17 protein-coding genes are annotated in these 19,971 nt (G+C 43.0%); 8 read left to right on the plus strand and 9 right to left on the minus strand.

Translation table 11 applies throughout. The features are described from left to right. Both JWH17_RS04395 and purD read right to left on the minus strand, forming a co-directional pair. Window positions 1–624, minus strand: a complete 624-nt coding sequence (locus tag JWH17_RS04395) for an L-threonylcarbamoyladenylate synthase (protein ID WP_205221357.1) — start codon at window positions 622–624, stop codon at window positions 1–3. Continuing rightward, window positions 621–2,393, minus strand: a complete 1,773-nt coding sequence (gene purD, locus JWH17_RS04400; protein ID WP_205221358.1) for a phosphoribosylamine--glycine ligase — start codon at window positions 2,391–2,393, stop codon at window positions 621–623. Before purD ends, JWH17_RS04395 begins: the two co-directional genes overlap by 4 nt. Before the next feature lie 244 nt (window positions 2,394–2,637). Between purD and JWH17_RS04405 the strand changes: the two genes are divergently transcribed. Beyond that, window positions 2,638–3,240, plus strand: a complete 603-nt coding sequence (locus tag JWH17_RS04405) for a TetR/AcrR family transcriptional regulator (RefSeq protein ID WP_205221360.1) — start codon at window positions 2,638–2,640, stop codon at window positions 3,238–3,240. A 197-nt stretch (window positions 3,241–3,437) separates the two neighbouring features. Here JWH17_RS04405 and greA read toward each other — a convergent pair whose 3' ends face one another. The 4 genes from greA to JWH17_RS04425 all read right to left on the minus strand — a co-directional run bounded on the left by greA (window position 3,438) and on the right by JWH17_RS04425 (window position 8,155). Further along, entirely contained in the window at window positions 3,438–3,923 is a 486-nt protein-coding gene (gene greA / locus JWH17_RS04410) for a transcription elongation factor GreA (protein ID WP_205221361.1), read from the minus strand. A gap of 660 nt (window positions 3,924–4,583) precedes the next feature. Beyond that, a complete protein-coding gene (locus tag JWH17_RS04415; protein ID WP_205221362.1) occupies window positions 4,584–5,906 on the minus strand; it encodes a tetratricopeptide repeat protein in 1,323 nt (440 codons plus the stop codon). A 27-nt stretch (window positions 5,907–5,933) separates the two neighbouring features. Then, window positions 5,934–7,118, minus strand: coding sequence for a DegT/DnrJ/EryC1/StrS family aminotransferase (locus tag JWH17_RS04420; RefSeq protein WP_205221363.1), 1,185 nt, complete (start codon window positions 7,116–7,118; stop codon window positions 5,934–5,936). A gap of 50 nt (window positions 7,119–7,168) precedes the next feature. Beyond that, complete coding sequence (locus JWH17_RS04425) at window positions 7,169–8,155, minus strand: sigma-70 family RNA polymerase sigma factor (protein WP_205221364.1); 987 nt, start codon at window positions 8,153–8,155, stop codon at window positions 7,169–7,171. Between the two features lie 291 nt (window positions 8,156–8,446). On the opposite strand from JWH17_RS04425, the gene lepA reads away from it, so the two are divergent. Beyond that, the gene (lepA, locus tag JWH17_RS04430) at window positions 8,447–10,240 is read left to right on the plus strand and encodes a translation elongation factor 4 (protein ID WP_205221365.1); all 1,794 of its coding nucleotides are present in this window, start codon (window positions 8,447–8,449) and stop codon (window positions 10,238–10,240) included. Window positions 10,241–10,245: 5 nt separating this feature from the next. Here lepA and yihA read toward each other — a convergent pair whose 3' ends face one another. The 3 genes from yihA to hisI form a co-directional block, all read right to left on the minus strand. Beyond that, on the minus strand, window positions 10,246–10,863 hold the full coding sequence (gene yihA / locus JWH17_RS04435) for a ribosome biogenesis GTP-binding protein YihA/YsxC (protein ID WP_232370892.1): 618 nt from the start codon (window positions 10,861–10,863) through the stop codon (window positions 10,246–10,248). 12 nt (window positions 10,864–10,875) lie between these two features. Beyond that, complete coding sequence (gene hisG, locus JWH17_RS04440; RefSeq protein ID WP_205221366.1) at window positions 10,876–11,748, minus strand: ATP phosphoribosyltransferase; 873 nt, start codon at window positions 11,746–11,748, stop codon at window positions 10,876–10,878. 150 nt (window positions 11,749–11,898) lie between these two features. Beyond that, a complete protein-coding gene (gene hisI, locus JWH17_RS04445; RefSeq protein ID WP_369125041.1) occupies window positions 11,899–12,285 on the minus strand; it encodes a phosphoribosyl-AMP cyclohydrolase in 387 nt (128 codons plus the stop codon). Between the two features lie 642 nt (window positions 12,286–12,927). Between hisI and JWH17_RS04450 the strand changes: the two genes are divergently transcribed. The 6 genes from JWH17_RS04450 (at window position 12,928) to JWH17_RS04475 (ending at window position 19,970) form a co-directional block, all read left to right on the plus strand. Continuing rightward, a complete protein-coding gene (locus JWH17_RS04450; protein ID WP_205221368.1) occupies window positions 12,928–13,368 on the plus strand; it encodes an FKBP-type peptidyl-prolyl cis-trans isomerase in 441 nt (146 codons plus the stop codon). 99 nt (window positions 13,369–13,467) lie between these two features. Then, complete coding sequence (locus JWH17_RS04455) at window positions 13,468–13,830, plus strand: hypothetical protein (protein WP_205221369.1); 363 nt, start codon at window positions 13,468–13,470, stop codon at window positions 13,828–13,830. Window positions 13,831–14,089: 259 nt separating this feature from the next. Beyond that, complete coding sequence (locus tag JWH17_RS04460; RefSeq protein WP_205221370.1) at window positions 14,090–16,966, plus strand: hybrid sensor histidine kinase/response regulator; 2,877 nt, start codon at window positions 14,090–14,092, stop codon at window positions 16,964–16,966. A 143-nt stretch (window positions 16,967–17,109) separates the two neighbouring features. Next, on the plus strand, window positions 17,110–17,580 hold the full coding sequence (locus JWH17_RS04465; RefSeq protein WP_205221371.1) for a chemotaxis protein CheW: 471 nt from the start codon (window positions 17,110–17,112) through the stop codon (window positions 17,578–17,580). A gap of 20 nt (window positions 17,581–17,600) precedes the next feature. Then, window positions 17,601–18,716, plus strand: coding sequence for a protein-glutamate methylesterase/protein-glutamine glutaminase (locus JWH17_RS04470; RefSeq protein ID WP_205221372.1), 1,116 nt, complete (start codon window positions 17,601–17,603; stop codon window positions 18,714–18,716). Between the two features lie 417 nt (window positions 18,717–19,133). Beyond that, on the plus strand, window positions 19,134–19,970 hold the full coding sequence (locus tag JWH17_RS04475; RefSeq protein ID WP_205221373.1) for a CheR family methyltransferase: 837 nt from the start codon (window positions 19,134–19,136) through the stop codon (window positions 19,968–19,970). Window position 19,971 lies beyond the last annotated feature (1 nt).

Raw genomic sequence — 19,971 nt, forward strand, 5'->3', positions numbered from 1 at the left:
TCACCAACTGAGGTTGTTCTCTTTTATGGTCTGAAAGTCAATCATTCCCTGGCGGATGCATTCAATGGATTCATGTTCACATTTGACAAGAGTTGATCCTTTTGTACCTGGTGTCTCTCCGCCATCCAGGATAATATCGATGCCTTGTCCAAAGAAAGACGCAACCTGTGCCGCAGTGTTTGCGGGCGCACCACCAGACAGGTTAGCACTTGTAGCGGTTATCGGTCTACCAAAAACTTGGACAAGTTGCTGAGCTACGTGATGAGAAGATTGGCGCATCCCAATGGTTGCGGTGCCACCGGTGAGCTCGGGTGCTAGTTCTGGTCGAGCCGGGCATACCAGAGTAAGAGGTCCTGGCCAAAATTGGAGGGCAAGTCGAGTAAAACTCTTCGGCAATGGAAGAACTGCTAACCTTTCTGCTTGGTTGATATCCGCAATTAAAACAAGAATAGGTAAATGCGCGGCTCTTTTTTTGATTGCGAAAAGTTTTCTTAAAGCTTGCTGATTGTAAGGGTCTACGCCTAAACCGTAGTACGTCTCAGTGGGATAAGCAATCAAACCACCGGACCGTATTATATCAGCGGCCTGGCGGATTGATTGCTCGTCGGCAGGTACGATGATCATGTTTTTAAAGCATTATTTTTTTCCAATACTTGCTGTTCCATATCCAGGGCATGCTGTGTCAGCTTTTCCTGCATCTCTTTGTCGGTAATTCCAAGTATGCGCGCAGCCAATACGGCAGCATTTTTAGCGCCTGCTTTTCCTATGCCCATGGTCGCAACGGGTATTCCTGGAGGCATTTGGACTGTTGAAAGTAATGCATCAAGCCCATTAAGCGATGATGCGTCAATGGGAACGCCAATGACAGGTACCGTTGTATGTGCAGCCAGAACACCAGCTAGGTGAGCGGCCATTCCTGCACCGGCAATAATCAATTTTATTCCTCGTTCAAACGCTGTTTGTGCATATTCTGTAGCTTGAGAAGGCGTCCGGTGTGCCGAAGCAATACGAATTTCATATGATATATTAAAACTTTTCAAAACGTCTACAGCACCTTGCATCACAGGGAGATCGGAATCGCTCCCCATAAGAATTCCTACCGATGGTCCATCCTGCTGTTTTAGTCGCTTTAATGCACGGTGACCAATATCCCGCCGGTAATAGCACTCTGACCAGGTAATCTCGTCCACTGCCTGGTAAGCGAGTTCAATCGCTTTTTCAATATCTTGACCTATTGCTGTAACACCAAGCACTCTACCACCGTTGGTGACTGTTCGCCTATTGGCAATGGTTGTTCCGGCATGGAAAACCTCAACGTTTTTGACTCTGCTCGCCTTGATCAAGCCAGTGATAGCCTTGCCCTTTGTATACTCTCCGGGGTAGCCACCGGATGCCATAACAACACAGACTGTGGGACGTGGGTCAATATCAAGCTCTATTTCGTCAAGGGTTTGGTCTATACAGTGTTCGAATACGTCAACCAAATCACTCTTTAAACGCATTAATAATGGTTGGCACTCGGGGTCACCGAAGCGGCAGTTAAATTCGAGAACGTTAATTTTGTCGTTCTCAATCATGAGGCCCGCATAGAGCATGCCTTTATAGGGACGTCCTTCTTCCGCAAGCCCCCTCACCGTGGGAAGCATAACTTCATTCATTACCCGCATGGTCAGATGGTCGGTTAGGATGGGAGCGGGTGAATAAGCGCCCATACCACCGGTATTGGGCCCTCTATCTCCTTCAAAAGCGGCTTTGTGATCCTGTGAAGAGGGTAAAGGCAAGACGGTTTTACCATCAGTAAAGGCAATAAATGAGGCCTCTTCACCACGCAAAAAACTTTCGACAACAACTTTTTCTCCGGCAACTCCAAAACGTTTTTCTTTCATGATGGAGTCAACAGCTTGTTTTGCTATATCCTTACTCTCTGCAATGATGACTCCTTTACCGGCAGCTAGGCCATCTGCTTTGACTACACAGGGGGCACCGATTTTATCTATATATTTTTTGGCTTGTCCCGGCTTGCTGAATACTTTGTAGGACGCACTGGGAATATTGTATTTTTTGAGAAAATCCTTGGTAAAAGCCTTGCTTGCTTCAAGTTCAGCCGCAGCTTTTGATGGACCAAAAATACGGAGACCTTTTTCTTCAAATATATCTACTATTCCATTTGTCAGAGGATCTTCAGGGCCTACCACTGTAAGATCTATGGACTCTGTGAGCGCAAATTGAAGTAGACTTTCCACATCGCCGGCAGCGATATCAACGCATGCCGCAATTTTACTTATGCCTGCATTGCCGGGTGCGCAGAATATTTTACTTGTCCGCGATGATTGTTTGAGTTTCCAAACTAGAGCGTGTTCGCGACCGCCACTACCGATTACCAAAATTTTCATTATCCAATCTCCTAAGCCAAAATTTTAGGCTGTTGATTATTTTCCTGCATACCTAATAAAAAGATATAGCATTCGTCCAGTAAAAAACAGGTTGGTTGCACTGGAAATGCTTGTTTAAATAATAAATTGTGTACTAAATTCTATGAATTAAAGAAGGCATTTCTCTTGACACTCAGTGTCACTGTTGTTACGCTCAAGAATGAGGGCTCATTCATTTTAAGGTCAATTCCCGTTAAACATATAAATGAAATCAGCTGACAAGCATCGAAAAATTATTCGTGCTGCGACCAAGGTCTTTGCAAAAAAGGGGTTTTTTAATGCCCGAATTTCTGACATTGCAAAAGAGGCCAAGGTTGCAGACGGTACTATATATCTCTACTTTAAAAATAAGTTTGATATTCTTATTTCTGTTTTTGAACAGGAAATAGGCAAGCTCATCGAGCAAATCACCGAACTTATAAATAAAGAAAACGACCCCAAGGTCAAGTTGGAGATTTTTATTGGTAAACATCTTCAAGAGATGAAAAAAAATAAAAATCTTGCTGAGGTTATTCACATTGAACTTCGGCAAACCAATAAACTTGTCCGCGACTATAGGAAAAATAGTTTTAGTAATTACTTAAACATTGTCTCTTCCATTATTGAGGAAGGCAAACAGAAAAATATTTTCCGTCAGGATATTCAACCAGATATTGCGAAACAAATACTCTTTGGCGCATTGGATGAGATTTCCCGCATCTGGGGCTCGGGTAATGAAATGGGAATGGACTTCTCTGTTGAAGACGTAACCGAACAATTAACAGCTATTTTTCAGCAAGGGGTTTTGGAAACCGACCATGAGTCGTAATTTTTCTGTTTAGTAAAAAACAAACATTTCACGCATTCTGCAAACGTCTATCGAGTTAAACAACTCGATTTAAACTAGACAAAGTATTGACAGCACTCTTCGCTGTCTTAAGTGGACAACAGCTCTGAGGGCCCCATCTCTAGAGCTGTTGATCACTAGACATCAAAACATTATGTAGGTTAGTGTAGGTTAGGCTCTTATTGGATTGTGCCAACAGCTATATCGACCACCTCAAATTCACGAACTCCGCCAGGTGTCTTGGCTATTACTTCATCTCCTACTTCTTTACCAAGCATGGACCTGCCAAGTGGCGATAAAACAGAAATAGATCCTTTTTTTACATCCGCTTCTTCCGGTCCCAGGAGCTGGTAGGTCATTTCTTCATCGGTCTCCATGTCCATAAGCGTAATAACGGTGCCGAAAATGGCCCTTTCTATGGGCACTTGAGAGCAGTCAATAACCTCAGCTCTTCCGAGTTTATCTTTTAGCTCCATTATTCGGCCTTCAATCATGCCCTGTCGTTCTTTTGCAGCATGATATTCGGCGTTTTCTTTAAGATCTCCATGTTCCCTCGCGACCTCTATAGCCTTAACTATTTCGTGACGCTCCACTCTCTCAAGTTGATCGAGTTCGTTACGAAGTTGTTTGTTTCCTGTAAGGGACATAGGTATACGTTCAACCATTACTTCTTCCTCTAACTATAAATTGTTGTGTTTGAAGGTACATTTTCATTAAGCAATCCATGGAAAAAATCAGTGCGGAAACTTTCCTGTTTTTTTCAGGGGTACTGTGTCTAACCTTGATTTCTCTTCAGTTCGGGCAGTGCCGGATTTAATCTTTACTGAAAATGACAAAATGCTCATGAAATATTCGTGTTAATGGATGTGGCCTAACCCAAATTTCTCATGAACTTTTTGATTTTAAATTCAATCAATTGATATTATTGCTTAAAGAGTAATTGTGCAATTAACAGCCTGTTTTTCGTTTTCAATCAAAAAGTTCTCCCTTGGGGGCAATATATTTTTCCGCGGGATCTACATCACAAAACACTTGCAGTAGTTTACTGACCGAGTCTTCGTTACCTGGTGCGCGGCTTGTAGCTTGTTCCGTGAAAAACGTTATTGATGAGAAATTCGGGCTAACCCTGCTATTATCATCAAATAGTAGTAGGTAATTCAACGAAAATCTAAAAGCTGTAAATCTGCCCGAAACTGTGATTGTTCAACAGTGCTCCAAATATTCACAAGCAGACCGATTTAGCAGATAATCCCCGACCTCGATACATCGCAGTGTTGAGCGGACAGTTCGAGGAGATTTTGGGTACTGGTGAATAGTTGCAACTGTTAATTGAAACTCTGGCCACCACTTTGCTGAAGTTTTTTATGCAAAGCTGCGAATTCTTTGCCCCTGCCCTGAGTTTTAAGCAGTCCTTCCAGTTCCTGCCACACGGGATCACTCTCTGGTACCTCTTTGGCAATAAGGAGTAAAATGTCTGCCAGTTCGTTGAGTTCTCCCTTTTCTCGTAGGAAGTCTGCCATAATTTTATAGACTTCCACTCTGTAATAGGTAACCTTTAGCAGGTCTTCCCACAGGAGTTTTGAACCACTGTTTTCGACAAGTGCAAGCAGGTCCGTGGCTAAGGCAACTAAAGAGGATCTTCGCAGGCGGAGCAACGATTGATCATCTGGATATGTAGCTGTAAGCGAATCACATATTTCGAGCGCCCTGTCGGCCCGACCTTTTTTGAGAAATATTTCAGCTTTTCGCTTAGAGAGCGAAATATCCTGGTCACTGGTCTGTAGTAATCTTTCCAGATGGATTAACTCCATGGAAAGATTACCCTGGAGTTGATAATAACTGACCAAGGCAGAATTGGCTGCGTTGTCATAGGGCTTTACAGCTATGAGTTCCTGCCAAAAACGTGCTGCTTTTTCTTCATCACCTTGTTGCCCTGCAACTTGTGCGCATCCTTTTATCACTTCTGCATCAGTGGGATAAGCTTCATATACCAGGGACAATAGTTTGTCTGCCTTGTCATAGCTTTTTACTTGAACGTATAAAAGAGCTGCACGGCGAATATATACCTGGTTATCTGGCCTTTTGGCCATTAACTTTTCAACGACCGGCAAAGCTGATTGATGCTTTCCTTGTTCGATAAGTGCTCTACTTAAACCGTCGAGCGCTTTAATATTATTTTGTCCTGCTGGGAACAAAGTCAGAAGTCGTCTATACAGCTGTTCCGCCTTTTGTTGGTTGTCGGTATGGAGGGCAATTTTTGCTTGGGCAAAAAGATATTGCGTATTTTTTTGCCCTTTAGCCAATAAAAGATTCAATTGCTTTTCCGCTTGGTACCACTTTTCCAGATGAAGCAATACTGATATATACTCCCACCTAGCTTCGTCGAGGTTTGGTTTGTTGTTCAGTAAAACGGCGAAATTAGCAAGTGCCTTCTGATAGTTCCCATTGCGGGACATTTCACGCGCCTTGTCCCAAGTGAGCTTCCACACCGGAACTTCTTCTGAAGCATATGAAATGTCCCGTGCAGGTACCAAATTATTAATTTTATTGCCGCTGGTCATAGCCTTTGCTGACAGGTTGTTTCCTGTCAGCAGGGCTGCGGCAACCGGAAGTAAAACTGCACTTTTCCAGAATGTTTTGTTTATCATGGAAATTTCCCCGATATAGGAGGGGATTTATTGATAAAAATTCTTTATTGTGCGAACAACATATTCCAACTGTTCTCCAGAAAGTTCTGGGTAAATCGGCAACGCAAGAGATGTCATGGCCGCTTCTTCGGCAATTGGAAAATGTTGCTTAGCAATGCCCGGCATCCCAGAAACACATTCCTGCTGGTGCAAACATAATGGGTAGTAGATTTCACTACCTATGGAATTGTTTGCTAGGTGTTCCCGTAATGCATCCCTTTTGGGAACCTTTATGACAAATTGGTTGTATATATGGTGATTATGCTGCTCATGGTCAGCATATTTACCATATACAGTGTGTGGTAGCTCTACCGGTTCATTTACTAAACCTGCATCTGTAAACAAAGAACTATAGGTGGCCGCATTTTTACGCCTTGCCTGATGCCATTTTTGGAGGTGCTTGAGTTTTACGGATAGTACAGCCGCCTGGATAGTATCGAGCCGAAAATTTCCTCCAACCCTGGCATGATAGTATTTGGGCTCTGCCCCATGATTACGGTTATAGCGCAATATGGCTGCATATTCCTTGTCAGAGGTCGTAACCATACCACCATCGCCTATTCCACCTAGGTTTTTGCTTGGGAAAAAAGAAAAGCAGCCTGCAATCCCCATGCTCCCCGCCCTGTGCCATTCAATGGAGCCATCTTTTTCTAATGGATATTCAGCGCCAATGGCTTGGGCCGCATCCTCAATGATTGGAATCGAATATTGCTTACTCAGGTCTAATAATGGTTGCATATCTGCACACTGACCATAAAGGTGTACAGGTAAAATAGCTTTAATGGGATTTGAGCTGCCGACAGCTTCTTCAAGCGTTTCTGCCGCCAGGCGCGGGTCAACGTTAAAACTATCTTTTTCTATGTCCACAAAAACTGGAGTAGCGCCTGTGCGGAGAATCGTCCCCATCGTGGCGAAAAAAGTATACGGGGTCGTTAAAACACGATCACCTTCACCAATATCCAGCGACATCAATGCGGCCAACAGAGCGTCTGTCCCGCTTGAAACGCCAACTCCGAATTTTGTGCCGGTATACTCAGCAACTTCATTTTCGAAGCGCTCGACAACAGGTCCTAAAATATAACCGGTAGAATCAATCACGCCTGTAACGGCATCAAGAATCTCGGCTCGAAGTACCTCAAGTTGAGGCTTCAAATCAAGTAATGGTACGTTCATAAAATATAAGTCTATAAGAAATTAAAAAATAATAGAAAAGAAGGACAGAATTAGGTCGTTTCTTTGATGGGCTTACTGGCGAGAATCATGCTTTCACCGGTAAAAAAATCATGGATGTCGGGCATCTCTTTTTCCAGCTGTTTACGCAGCTTTTTAAGAAGATTTGCTTCAATCTGGCGAACCCTTTCCCGTGAAATATGGAATTCGTCGGCAATGGTCTGCAATGTCTTTGGCTCGTCGCTTAGAAGGCGAGTACGGAGAATAACCTGTTCTTTTTCGTTTAATTTGTCGTTAAGGCCTGCCAGAATTTCCATTAAACGCTCACGCATTTCCTGACTGGCAACAATTTCCTCAATACCGGGACCATCTTGCGGCAGGAAACTCTTTTGTTCATCTTCAGAGTCACTTCGTACTGGTGCTTCAAGAGATACATCCCAATTATCCATTCGCTGCCCCATTTCAATGACTTCGCTTTCTTTGACATTGAGCCTTTCGGCGAGCAGTTTAACCTCTGGTTTAAACCCCTGAGCTTCTAGAAGTTTTTTCTCTTTGTTTAAACTGAAAAATAACTTGCGTTGCGCCTGTGTTGTGCCGATTTTTACCAGGCGCCAGTTGTCCATAATAAATTTAAGAATGTAAGCTCTGATCCAATAGGCGGCATAGTATGAGAATTTTACTCCTCTATAAGGATCAAATTTTTTGGTTGCCTGTACCAACCCTACATTGCCTTCCTGGATAAGATCCATGAAGTTTTGCATCCAGTATTTTTGGAAATCCATGGCAACTTTGACGACGAGTCGTAAGTTTGCAGACACTAGTCTATACGCGGCGTCCGGGTCACCAGTTTCTTGAAAACGAGTAGCCAGGTCCTCTGTTTCCTCGCGACTTAACAACTCATACTGACTAATCTCCTGGAGGTACCTGTGTAATGCAGGATTGCTCAATGCCGGCAGGTTCTCTTCGTTGGAGCTTACCACCAGTGGATGATGCTGTGCGTTATTGGGATCTAGTGAAGCTTTCTCTCGTGATTTAGTCATATATAATAAAAGCGGTAAGGGCTTGGTATTGCGCAACCTATCATGTACTTGCCTTTTAGGCGGCACTTCGTAAAAAGTATTCTTATAATTACTCTGTTACGTTGTGGAGAATGAAGATAATGACAATTAGTGCAATATGCTGTGAATATTTCTTTATAACAACTGTACTATATTAATTATTTTTTTTCACTTTAATATAGTGAGAATTCGCAGAAGAGTTTTTTTTTATCGTAAACTATGCTATTTATAGCCGCTTCTTTTTCAAGTAATCCCTAACCTAACAGATGGCAGATGGATAATATAAGAAATTTCAGCATAATAGCTCATATAGATCATGGCAAGTCCACTCTTGCTGATAGGATAATCCAATATTGTAAGATGGTAACGGATCGCGAGTTTAAAGATCAGTTACTCGACAACATGGACATCGAGCGTGAGCGTGGAATTACCATCAAGTCGCAAACAATATGCCTTCCTTTTACCGCAAGTGACGGCACAGAATACACCTACAACCTTGTCGACACTCCCGGGCATGTTGATTTCAGTTACGAGGTTTCCAGAGCTCTTTCCTCTTGTGAAGGAGCATTGCTGCTGATCGACGCAGCACAAGGTATTGAAGCCCAGACCCTTGCCAACCTGTACCTTGCCATGGAGAATGATCTTGAAATTATCCCCGTGATTAACAAGATAGATCTACCCGCAGCAGAGCCTGAGAAAGTAGCAAAACAGATAGAGGATGATTTAGGCTTGGATGGAGACAGTATCCAGCTCTGTTCAGCTAAGACAGGAGAAGGAGTACAAGAGCTGCTTGAATCCATTGGCCGTATTTTACCGCCCCCAGAGGGTAAAGTAGATGCACCACTGCAGGCCTTGGTTTTTGATGCAAATTACGACCCTTATCGTGGTACGATCATTTCCGTCCGTATCGTTAATGGTACCCTCAAACCAGGTGACCACATCCTTTTCATGTCCAATGAGGCGAAATACAGAGTAGAGGAAATCGGTATCTTCGGCCTTAAGCGAGTTCCGCAAAAAACGCTGAGCGCCGGGCAAATTGGATATATTATCGCTGGGGTAAAAACTGTTTCCGATACGCGCCCAGGTGATACTATTACCCTGACAAATGAACCGTGCGCTACTGCTCTACCTGGATTTCGCGAAGTACAGCAGGTTGTCTTTTCCTCTATCTATCCTATTTCCACAGAGGATTACGAAGACTTGGCCAATGCGCTTGAAAAACTCAAACTCAATGATGCCGCATTGACCTATCAAAAGGATTCTTCTGCCGCTCTAGGGTTTGGTTTTCGTTGCGGTTTTCTTGGGCTGTTGCACCTGGAGGTGGTTCAGGAGAGGCTTGAACGTGAATTTGATATTTCGCTGATTCTCACGGTGCCCACTGTGAAATATATTTTTTACCTTCAGGATGGTTCCGTTGTCAATGTGGATAACCCGGCCTACTTCCCTGATCCAGGTTCAATTTCCAAAATTGAAGAACCTTTTATTAAAGCCACTATCCATATACCCGAGCGTTATATGGGGGCTGTCATGAGCCTTTGTATGGATCGGCGCGGTGAAAATACCAATTATCATTACCCAATGCCTGGGCGGATTGAGTTTACATGTGAACTACCGTTGGCTGAAGTTATATATGATTTTTATGATAAACTGAAATCAGTTACGCAAGGATACGGCTCTTTTGATTATGAGTTGCTTGATTACCGTATTAGTGATCTGGTGAAGTTGGACATTCTTGTCAATGGTGAACAGGTAGACGCCCTCTCTCAGTTAACTCACCGGATCAAAGCACGTGAACGTGGTTTAAATGCCTGTGACAGGCTGCAAGATGAAATTCCTCGCCAGATGTTTAAAATTGCAATCCAAGCTGCTATTGGTGGCAACATTGTCGCACGGAAGAATATCTCAGCACTGAGAAAAGATGTTACTGCAAAGTGCTATGGCGGTGATATATCGAGAAAAAGGAAATTGCTAGAAAAGCAGAAGGCAGGAAAAAAGCGCATGAAAACCGTTGGTAACGTAGAAATTCCACAAAGCGCCTTCTTGGCAGTGCTCAAATCTGAGCAGTAATATTCCTATCCAATTTTGGCGCGCTCGGTAAGCTCCTGCTTGAGCGCGTCAAGCCCCTGTCCTGTTTTTGCAGAAAAAACAATTCTGTCATTCGCAGTAATCGACAATCCCGCATCCAATGCTGCTGCATTTTTTATCTGTCTGTTTTTGGGTAGCTTGTCGGCCTTAGTGTATACGAGCTGGCAGGCAATATCATGGTATCGCAACCAGTCAACAAGATCTCTGTCGAGTTGCTTGAGCTCATGACGAATATCAATAATAACCACAACCACTTTTAGCGGTTCTCTGTTTTCAAGGTAACCGTTAATCAGCGCCAGCCACTGATTTTGTACTTGTTTGGATACCTTGGCAAACCCATAACCGGGAAGGTCGACCAAGTAAAGCTGGTCGTCAATAGTAAAATAATTCAAGCTCTGGGTTTTTCCCGGCTTAGAGCTTGTTTTCACCAAACTTGTTCTGCCAACCAGACGGTTGATCAAACTGGATTTCCCTACATTGGATCTCCCGGCAAAGGCTATTTCAGGATAACCAGTATCCGGCAACTGCTTAAGCGCGAACGCGGAAATAAGAAAAGCAACCTTGTTAAAATTAACCTGTTGTATCATGTCTTGTCTGGTTGGCATTTGCCACTATTTTTAGATAACTTTATTAAGGGTGTACTCAATTATACCCTCTGCCCCTGATTTTTTTAACTGCGGCACCAAATCTCTTACCTGGTGCTCAGAAATGACTGTTTCCACAGAAAACCATTCCTGCTTGTAAAGTTGTGCAATCGTAGGTGCGTTCAGGCTGGGCAAGAGGCTTATGACCGTGTCAAGCTTATCAGCGGCGACGTTCATTTTAAGGCCAACAATCCGGTCTGCGTTAAGTGCCCCCTGGAGCAACATGACCATGCTGTCAATTTTGTCACGTTTCCACGGATCTGCGAGCGCGCTTTTGTTAGCGATCAATTGTACGTTCGATTCCATGAGCTCATGGATAACTCGAAGGCCGTGTGCTCTGATTGTTGATTCTGTTTCAGTTACCTCAACAATAGCATCTGCAAGCCCTGATACCGCCTTTGCCTCAGTTGCCCCCCAGGAAAAGGAAATATCTACATTAAGCCCTTGTTGATCAAAAAATCGGCGGGTGACGTTGACAAGTTCGGTGGATATCCTTTTGCCGTCCAGTTGTTCCACGCTGGTGATATCCGAGTTACCGGGAACTGCGATAACCCACCGTGTTGGTTTTTTGCTGACCTTTGAATAGACTAAATTAGCAACCACCTCCACATCAGAGTCGTTCTCTAATGTCCAGTCTTTTCCAGTTATGCCGGCATCAAGCATTCCTGATTCAACGTATCTCGACATCTCTTGGGGGCGACAGATTGAGCATGACAACTCATCGTCATCTATTTCCGGAAAATAATTTCGGGACATCAACTTGATCTGCCATCCGGATTTTGCGAAAAGTTCTATTGTTGCCTTCTCAAGGCTTCCTTTGGGTATACCTAATTTTAACAAACTCATGTAGTTCCTCGTTTACTTATATTGCGAACCAGAATGTAAGGTACATTCCGGATGATTACTCATTGCATATCAATAATTTGCGAACGTCAGCATTGCTTTTTTTCAGTATGGCTTGAATTCCGGCAAAGGAAATTCTTATGCAATATGCTTTTACTTTTTGCCGTATACTTTTTCAGGATCAAACACTTTTTCTTCAGTGATGACGAGCTGTTCTTTATCAACTGTTCTGTAAAAACAGCTTCGATATCCTTTATGGCAGGCAGCTCCCCCGAGTTGTTCGACTTGAAAAACAACTGTGTCCTGGTCGCAGTCTACCCGTACGGCTTTAATGATCTGTACGTGACCAGAAGATTCCCCTTTGAGCCATAGTTTATCCCTGCTGCGACTCCAATAGTGCGCCTTGCCCGTTTCAAGCGTTTTTTGCCAGGCCAGTTGATTAATATATGCAAGCATCAATACTTGACCAGTTTCGTGGTCTTGTACGATTGCAGGAAGTAATCCGTTTTTATCTTTGGAAAAATCTAACTCTATCATAATCTTTTTTTCATGATGCAGTGGTTTGTAGTCATTGTTATTCGATCCTGCGTTTGGTTTTTAAAACAAATACATCAGGAGCAAGTATCTACACCCCCGGCAAAATAAGACTGCCAGGCGTCGACGACTATAAGGCACGAAACCTTGGCCTATTGGTAACAGTATGTTGAATGAAAGGTCAAGGGAGAACAAATGAGTGTTCATTTACTCTTTTGGGAAAAAAACTCCTGATACGTACCACACTCACGGTTGCCCATCAGTTCAGTCAGTGGCAGGTTCAAAAATTTCGGTAGTAAATAGGTAAGCGTAGAATCCGATAGTAGGCTATAGGAGTCTACGTTTACCTATTTACTGCTAAAATACTGAAGAAGATGTTACCGCATGGACTGACCTTTGGTAGACATTTTGTTGATTGTATATCTCATTAACTATAATTGCGTGGGTATGAAGTTAATATTTTTTCATGAAATGATAAAAAATGTTCATGAGAAATCAGGGTTAAAGAGCTCGGCACAGGATATCTATGCCCTCCTGTCGACTTTGTCAACCCTTGACTTGAAGAACTACCACTATTGTCAAACCTATGCAGGATGTTTATGATACAACACAAATTTTAAACCCATTTAATATAAGGAATCAAAAACAATGTGTCCCGTTCAATTTACAGATAGCGTTTTAGTCAGTTATACTGCCTCGTTAGACAGTGGTGAGGTTGTTGAAAGTGTACCGGAATCAAAGCCCATTCCCGTTTCTATCGGTTCGGGTAGAATTTTACAGGCTGTGGAAGCATCCTTACTTGGAATGGAACCCAACGAAACAAGGACTGTGAAAATATTTCCTGAAGATGCGTACGGTCTTTACCATAAAGCCCTTGTTCATGAAGTCCCTCTTGCAACTTTTAGCGATAAAATACAGCCACGTCCCGGAATGATACTTTCTCTTTCCATAGAAAAAGACGGGCAGGAGCAGCAAGTGCCGGCAACCGTTCTCGGCATTAGCAATGAATCTGTAACCATTGATTACAACCATCCGCTTGCGGGCAAAACCATAACCTATGAGGTTAAGCTCCACGCGATTGGTCATTAATTTTTGCAGTCTTCCTGGCCTGTGAAATACGTCTTCTGAAGTCCGAGGATGCTTTCTCCATTGCAGTTACCAATTTTGCAGGCCGGTTTTTCTCCTTGAATGGGTGGCGAGCACTCCTTTTTTTGCCTGTTTTTTTTGAACTGGGTGAGTTTTTCAAAATTCCATAGTGTCGCTACTCACCTTCATCACCCCAATGCCTCTTTCAAGTTATCTTCATTATCGCCATTACTGTTAGTCATTTTTCCAACCCAATTGGTATTACTGCTTAAAGAGCTGTTTTGCTCTCAAGCAAAAAGTTCTTCCTTCGAGTTAATAGATTTTTCCGCAGCTTCTGCGTTGCAAACCACTTGCGGTGGTTTACTACCGAAGTCTTCGCTACCTGCTGCGCCGCTTGTGCCTTGCCCTGCAAAAAACTTTATTGATAAGAAATCCTGGCGAGATGAAAACTTTGGATGGACCTGAGAGAGCCGACTAACGCGCGATTTTTCAACATAGCTCAGAAGTGTTTAACAGGTGTGGTTTGTTGTGCGAGGTCGACCTGCTTTTTTCTTTTCGTTATTTTTGTACCAGTAAAAAAAAACTGTACAACCCCTTACCGATACGTACAATACAACTATACTTTACCAACAGTGAACACTCAAAACCGTATGTTCAACTGATTTGCCCCTTTGCCTGACAAACCAGGCCGTAAGCATGCTTTAGTCTTGCAGGAGAATTGTTTATGACTTTTGAAGATGACGAAATATTACAAGGTTTTATCGAGGAATCTCTTGAGCATTTAGCTGACATAGAAAACGACCTTCTCGCCATTGAAGAGGGGGGAGCGGATATAGATGTTGATTTGGTCAATAAAGTTTTCCGAGCTGCTCACTCTATTAAAGGTGGCGCAGGGTTTATGGGCCTGACCGCGATCCAGGATTTAGCACATGCAGCAGAAAATGTATTAGGGTTAATCCGCAGTGAGAAGCTTGTCCCAACCCCTGAAATAGTCAATATTTTACTGATGTCTTCCGACCAACTACAACAGCTTATTGAGGATGTGGGTAACAGTAACAAAGCTGATATTTCCCCCAATGTAGATGCCCTGAATATAATCTATGAGCAAGGCGAAGCACCAAAAACAGCGGCCGCTGAATCTTCACCTGCTGTAGAGGAGCAATCACAAGAAGAGGTACCCATTACTCAAGAACATGTCGAAGAGGAAATTGCAGACGCACCCATTGGTGCTGTAAGTGACGAAACTGTATTTAAAGAGGAAGAACCAGCCAAACCTGAACCGAATGTCGAAGCAGAGGTAATACCCTCGACTGTAGTCCAGCCTGCCTGTAATAAAGCACAATCAAAAACCGCAACCAAAACCGACACCTCAATCAGGGTGACTGTCAGTCTTCTTGACCAACTTATGAACCTTGCCGGCGAGCTCGTGCTCTCCAGAAACCAACTTCTCCAGACCATCACCTCCGGGGATGTCAGAAGTGCAGAAACTGTTGGCCAACGCATCGACCTGGTCACCTCAGAACTCCAAGAAGCTATAATGCTTACCCGAATGCAGCCCATTGGGAATGTTTTCAATAAATTCCCTCGGGTTGTCAGGGACTTGTCAGGAAAGTTGAATAAACAGATTGACCTGACCATCGTCGGTAAAGATGTTGAGCTTGATAAAACAATCATTGAAGCTATTAATGACCCATTAACACACCTTGTTCGTAACTCAGTTGATCACGGGATTGAATCTCCTCAAGAACGACTTTCTAAAGGAAAGGATGCTAGAGGCTTAATAGTCCTGAAAGCTTATCATGCCGCCGGTCAGGTGGTTATAGAAATCAGTGATGATGGCAAAGGAATTGATGGAGATGTTCTTGCTGAAACGGCTATTAAGAAAGGACTGGTTACCCAGGAACAAACCAATGTGATGTCCGAAAAGGAGCGTATTAACCTGATTCTCCTTCCTGGATTTTCCACAGCTGAAAAGGTAACCGACGTCTCTGGCCGTGGCGTGGGGATGGATGTAGTAAAAACCAATCTAGATCAACTTGGTGGTTCAATAGAGATTGAATCAGACGTTGGCAAGGGTTCCACCATTAGCATTAAGCTCCCCCTCACTTTGGCGATAATCCCTTGCCAGATTATTATGACAGGTGGTGAGCGCTATGCCATTCCCCAGGTAAATCTGGAGGAGTTGCTCCGTATTCCGGCATCAAAGATTGCAGAGCGTATAGAAAAGGTTGGTAATGCGGAAGTTGTACGTCTGCGAGGGAATCTTTTGCCCCTTATCCGCATGTCGGATGTGTTCGACATAGAACGTACTTACTTTGATCCTGTTAAAGAAGTCACAGTTACAGATCGAAGAAAGAACTTAGCTGACCGAAGAACAGGGAGGTCGTTAGCTGAACATGCTCATGATATTGAAAAAAATACATCAGAAGACGACAGCAACGACTTGAAAGAGAAAAGGACAACCGACCGGCGCCAAGGCCCTGCAAGTGCGCTGAATATTGTTGTTGTCTCTACTGGAGCGATGAAATATGGACTTATTGTTGATCGCCTTCATGACTCAGAAGAAATTGTCATTAAACCTTTAGGTAGGCATCTTCAGCAATGTAAAGGGTATGCAGGTGCAACTATAATGGGTGATGGTAGAATCGCTCTGATTTTAGATGTAAATAGTATCGCATCAATGGCAGGGTTGACTTCTCTTGAAGGATCGGAAAGAGCTCGCCAACTTTCTGAGGCTAACAAAGAGGCTATTACCAAGTCAAAAGACCGGCAAGCCTTACTCACTTTTTCCAGTTCGCCGCAGGAAAATTTTGGTGTCCCATTGAATCAGGTTGAACGGGTTGAAAAAATCAAATCAACCGACGTCGAAGATGTCGGAGGCCGCAGGGTCATGCAGTATCGTGGAGGCAGCTTGCCTCTCATAAGTATAGATGAAGTGGCCATGGTACAGCCGCTGGATGTCCAGGACAACTATCTGGTCATTGTCTTTCATTTGGCAGGAAAAGACATTGGGCTTTTAGCTACCGGCCCAATCGATGCCGTCGAAATATCGTCAGATATTGATGATGTCACCCTCAAACAGACTGGTATAATGGGATCTGCTATTATCGATGGTAATACCACCATGTTGATTGATATTTTTGAAATAGTGCAAACTATCAATCCCCAATGGTTTGAGGATATTACCCTGGAAGATCGTTTTGGTACAGAAATCGAAGCGCCCACAATCCTGATAGTTGAAGACTCCAATTTTTTCAGAAACCAGGTAAAGGGGTATCTCGAAGAAGCCGGCTTTAATGTACTTGAAGGTGAAGATGGTGTTGAGGGGTGGCATATCATCGAAGAGCAACATGACGAAATTACATTGGTTGTTACAGATATAGAAATGCCGAATATGGATGGTTTTGAACTTACTGAAAAAATAAAGCAGCATCCGGAATACAGTGTGTTGCCTGTTATTGCGCTTACCACACTGGCTGCCCAAGAAGATGTCGAGCGAGGTGAGGCTGTTGGCGTCAATGAATACCATATAAAACTCGATAAAGAACGGCTTATGGAAAGTGTCCATAAATATGCCCAGCCGAAAAAGGCTACTCATTGATAGGCTAAAATAATGGCATATGCGTTTTTTATGCTCTTTACTGGGCACCTGGCTCTTTGTGGACCATTACTTCCGGCACATTGTTGACAAGGTCAATGGGATTCGCATCAAAAGATCATTTACCTCTTTGGAGATTTTAAATAATGAAACCATCATCTCAATCCAACAAAACTATGATAGAACTTGCCACTTTTCATGTGGGTGACGCCTTATGTGGAATGGATATCCTGAAAGTTCAGGAAATAAATAAAATCATGGAGATGACCATAGTTCCGCAATCCCCTGACTATGTGCAGGGTATCTTGAATCTTCGAGGTCAGATCGTCACGATTATTGATCTTGGGAAAAAACTTGGGCTTGGTCAAACTGATTTGGGTAGCGATCCTCGAAATATCATAGTCAATGCTCCTGGAGAATACGTAGGGCTGTTAGTAAACAAACTAAGTGATGTGGTGGCGGCAGAGCCTGACAAGATAGAGCCGGCGCCAGCCAACATGAGTGGAATACAAGGCAGTTTTTTTACAGGCGTTTACAAAACCGAAAATAAGCTTATTGGGGTGCTTGATATCAAAGAAGTACTTCGTATGGATACAGAAAACATTAATCGTGTGTAATTAATTTGCTAAAAACAAAAATGTTAACAAGAAAAACCAAGGTCCTGGTTGTTGACGACACCATAGTATATCGTAAGGCTGTGAGTGATGTCCTTAAAGAAATACCTGGAGTTGAAGTGGTAGGCGTCGCACACAATGGAAAAATAGCTGTCTCTAAGATAAAGAGTCTCAAGCCTGACTTGTTAACGCTTGATATAGAAATGCCGGAGATGAACGGGCTGGAGGTTCTTCAATATTTACAAAAACATGCTCCTGATATTTCTGCAATCATGGTTTCAACGTTGACCAGCGAAGGTGGCAACATGACGATGAAGGCTCTTGAGCTTGGTGCCTATGATTTTATTCTTAAGCCAAACACCTCAAATATCGCAGAAAGTAAAAAATATTTAAAGGAAAACCTCGCCCCTTTAATAAAGGCCTTTGTCACCGGGCGCACAGCTATTGGTCAAATGGGGACGAACCGCTTAGTAAAAAAACAATCGCTTAAAGCAAAACCTGCTGCACAGACAAAAAACAAAAGTACCGTACCTGGAAGACCTGGTCAACGTGTACCGCATAATAGTTCAGAAATAATTGCTATTGGTATATCAACGGGTGGCCCTAATGCACTCGCACGGATGATGCCGATGCTACCGGCAAACATAGGGGTACCTATTGTTATAGTACAGCATATGCCCCCTGTTTTTACCAAATCACTTGCTGCCAGTTTAAATAAGAAATGCCGGATAACAGTTAAGGAAGCTGAAAATGGAGAAGCACTTGCTGCAAATGTGGCCTATATTGCTCCAGGCGGCAAGCAAATGAAATTAGTAGCTGCTGCTGATGGTGTTAATCGCCTGGTGAAGATAACAGATGATCCGCCCGAAAACTCATGTAAACCATCCGTGGACTATCTGTTTCGTTCTGTTGGAGATTTTTATGTTGGTAGGGCAACGGCTGTAATCATGACAGGAATGGGGTCAGACGGTACTAAGGGCCTACAGGTGCTCAACCAAAAAAATGCCTATATAATCGGCCAGAATGAAATGTCGTGTGTTGTTTACGGTATGCCCAAAGCCCCTGCTGAACTTGGTCTGTTAGACAGTGTGGTACCGCTTGATAAAATTGCAGGTGAGATTCTTAACTCACTTAAATAAATGTGAGGTTGATCCATCACGAAGAGGGCGTGAGGGATCTTAGCTCAATTTAGTTACAAATCCTTTGACGGCTATGGCGATTATCTTTGTACGCCTTTATTGAAAAAAAGAGTAACTATTCAGCAGCAATCCAACGCTTTAGGATCTGCCCGTTCAACATATCGACGAATGGTTGATCAGTCGGCTTGTGAACATTTGGAGCACTGCTGAATAGTTATAATTTGGGGTCGAGTGATAGCGTTTTGATCTTCGCTGAATGATCACGAAAAAGATGTATAGAAGTAATGAGCGCAGTAAAGGTAAATGCTTGAAATTCGTGCCGTAAGGAAAATTTAAGTTAGAATATCTTTTTAGGTGGTGTCTCTGGCTTGTCCTAAGCCTGGGAAAAAGCTGTATAAATTAAAACTGTTAGGCCGAATGCTAAAAATTACAACAGCAGAAACAAAATTATTTTCACAATATATTAAGGACATTTCAGGCATCCACCTTGATGAGTCTAAAAAATATCTTCTTGAAACCCGCCTAAATGCTATCGCTGAAGAATTTCGTTGTTCCAATTATCACGAACTTTATAATAAATCAAAAAGCGAGCCTGCTAAACTTATTGAAAAAAAAATTATTGATGCGATTTCAACTAATGAGACTCTGTTTTTCAGAGATAACAGCCCGTTTGAGCTGTTGCGGCATAAAATTTTGCCGGAATTAGTAGACAAGCGGTCGCAGAAAAATCCCAGAATAAAAACACCACTTCGAATATGGAGTGCAGCTTGTTCTACTGGCCAGGAAATTTATTCTGTTGCGATTGTGATGCAGGAATTGTTAGGTGATCTGTCCAGGTACTCCGTAAAACTTTTAGGAACAGATATTTCCGACGCCGCGATTGCTCAAGCAAGCGCGGGTAGATATAATAAATTTGAAATAGAGAGGGGCTTAGCCAAAGATAAGCTCAACCGATATTTTTCTCCTGCAGGAGGTAGTTGGAAAATAAAAGATGAGATTCGAGCAATGGCTAATTTTCGAAAAATTAATCTGATGCAGCCTTTTACGGGCATGGGTAAATTTGATATAATTTTATGTCGCAATGTGGCTATCTATTTTACCCCTGAAGACAGGAAAAAGCTTTTCAATAAACTTGCCCAAAATTTAGAGCCCGACGGGTACCTTATCATTGGTTCCACCGAATCTCTCACCGGAATCAGCCCGCGTTTCATCCCCAAAAGGCATATGCGATCCATTTTTTATGAGCTGAAATAAT

Source organism: Desulfogranum marinum, from assembly GCF_016918565.1.
Taxonomy (GTDB): domain Bacteria; phylum Desulfobacterota; class Desulfobulbia; order Desulfobulbales; family Desulfobulbaceae; genus Desulfogranum; species Desulfogranum marinum.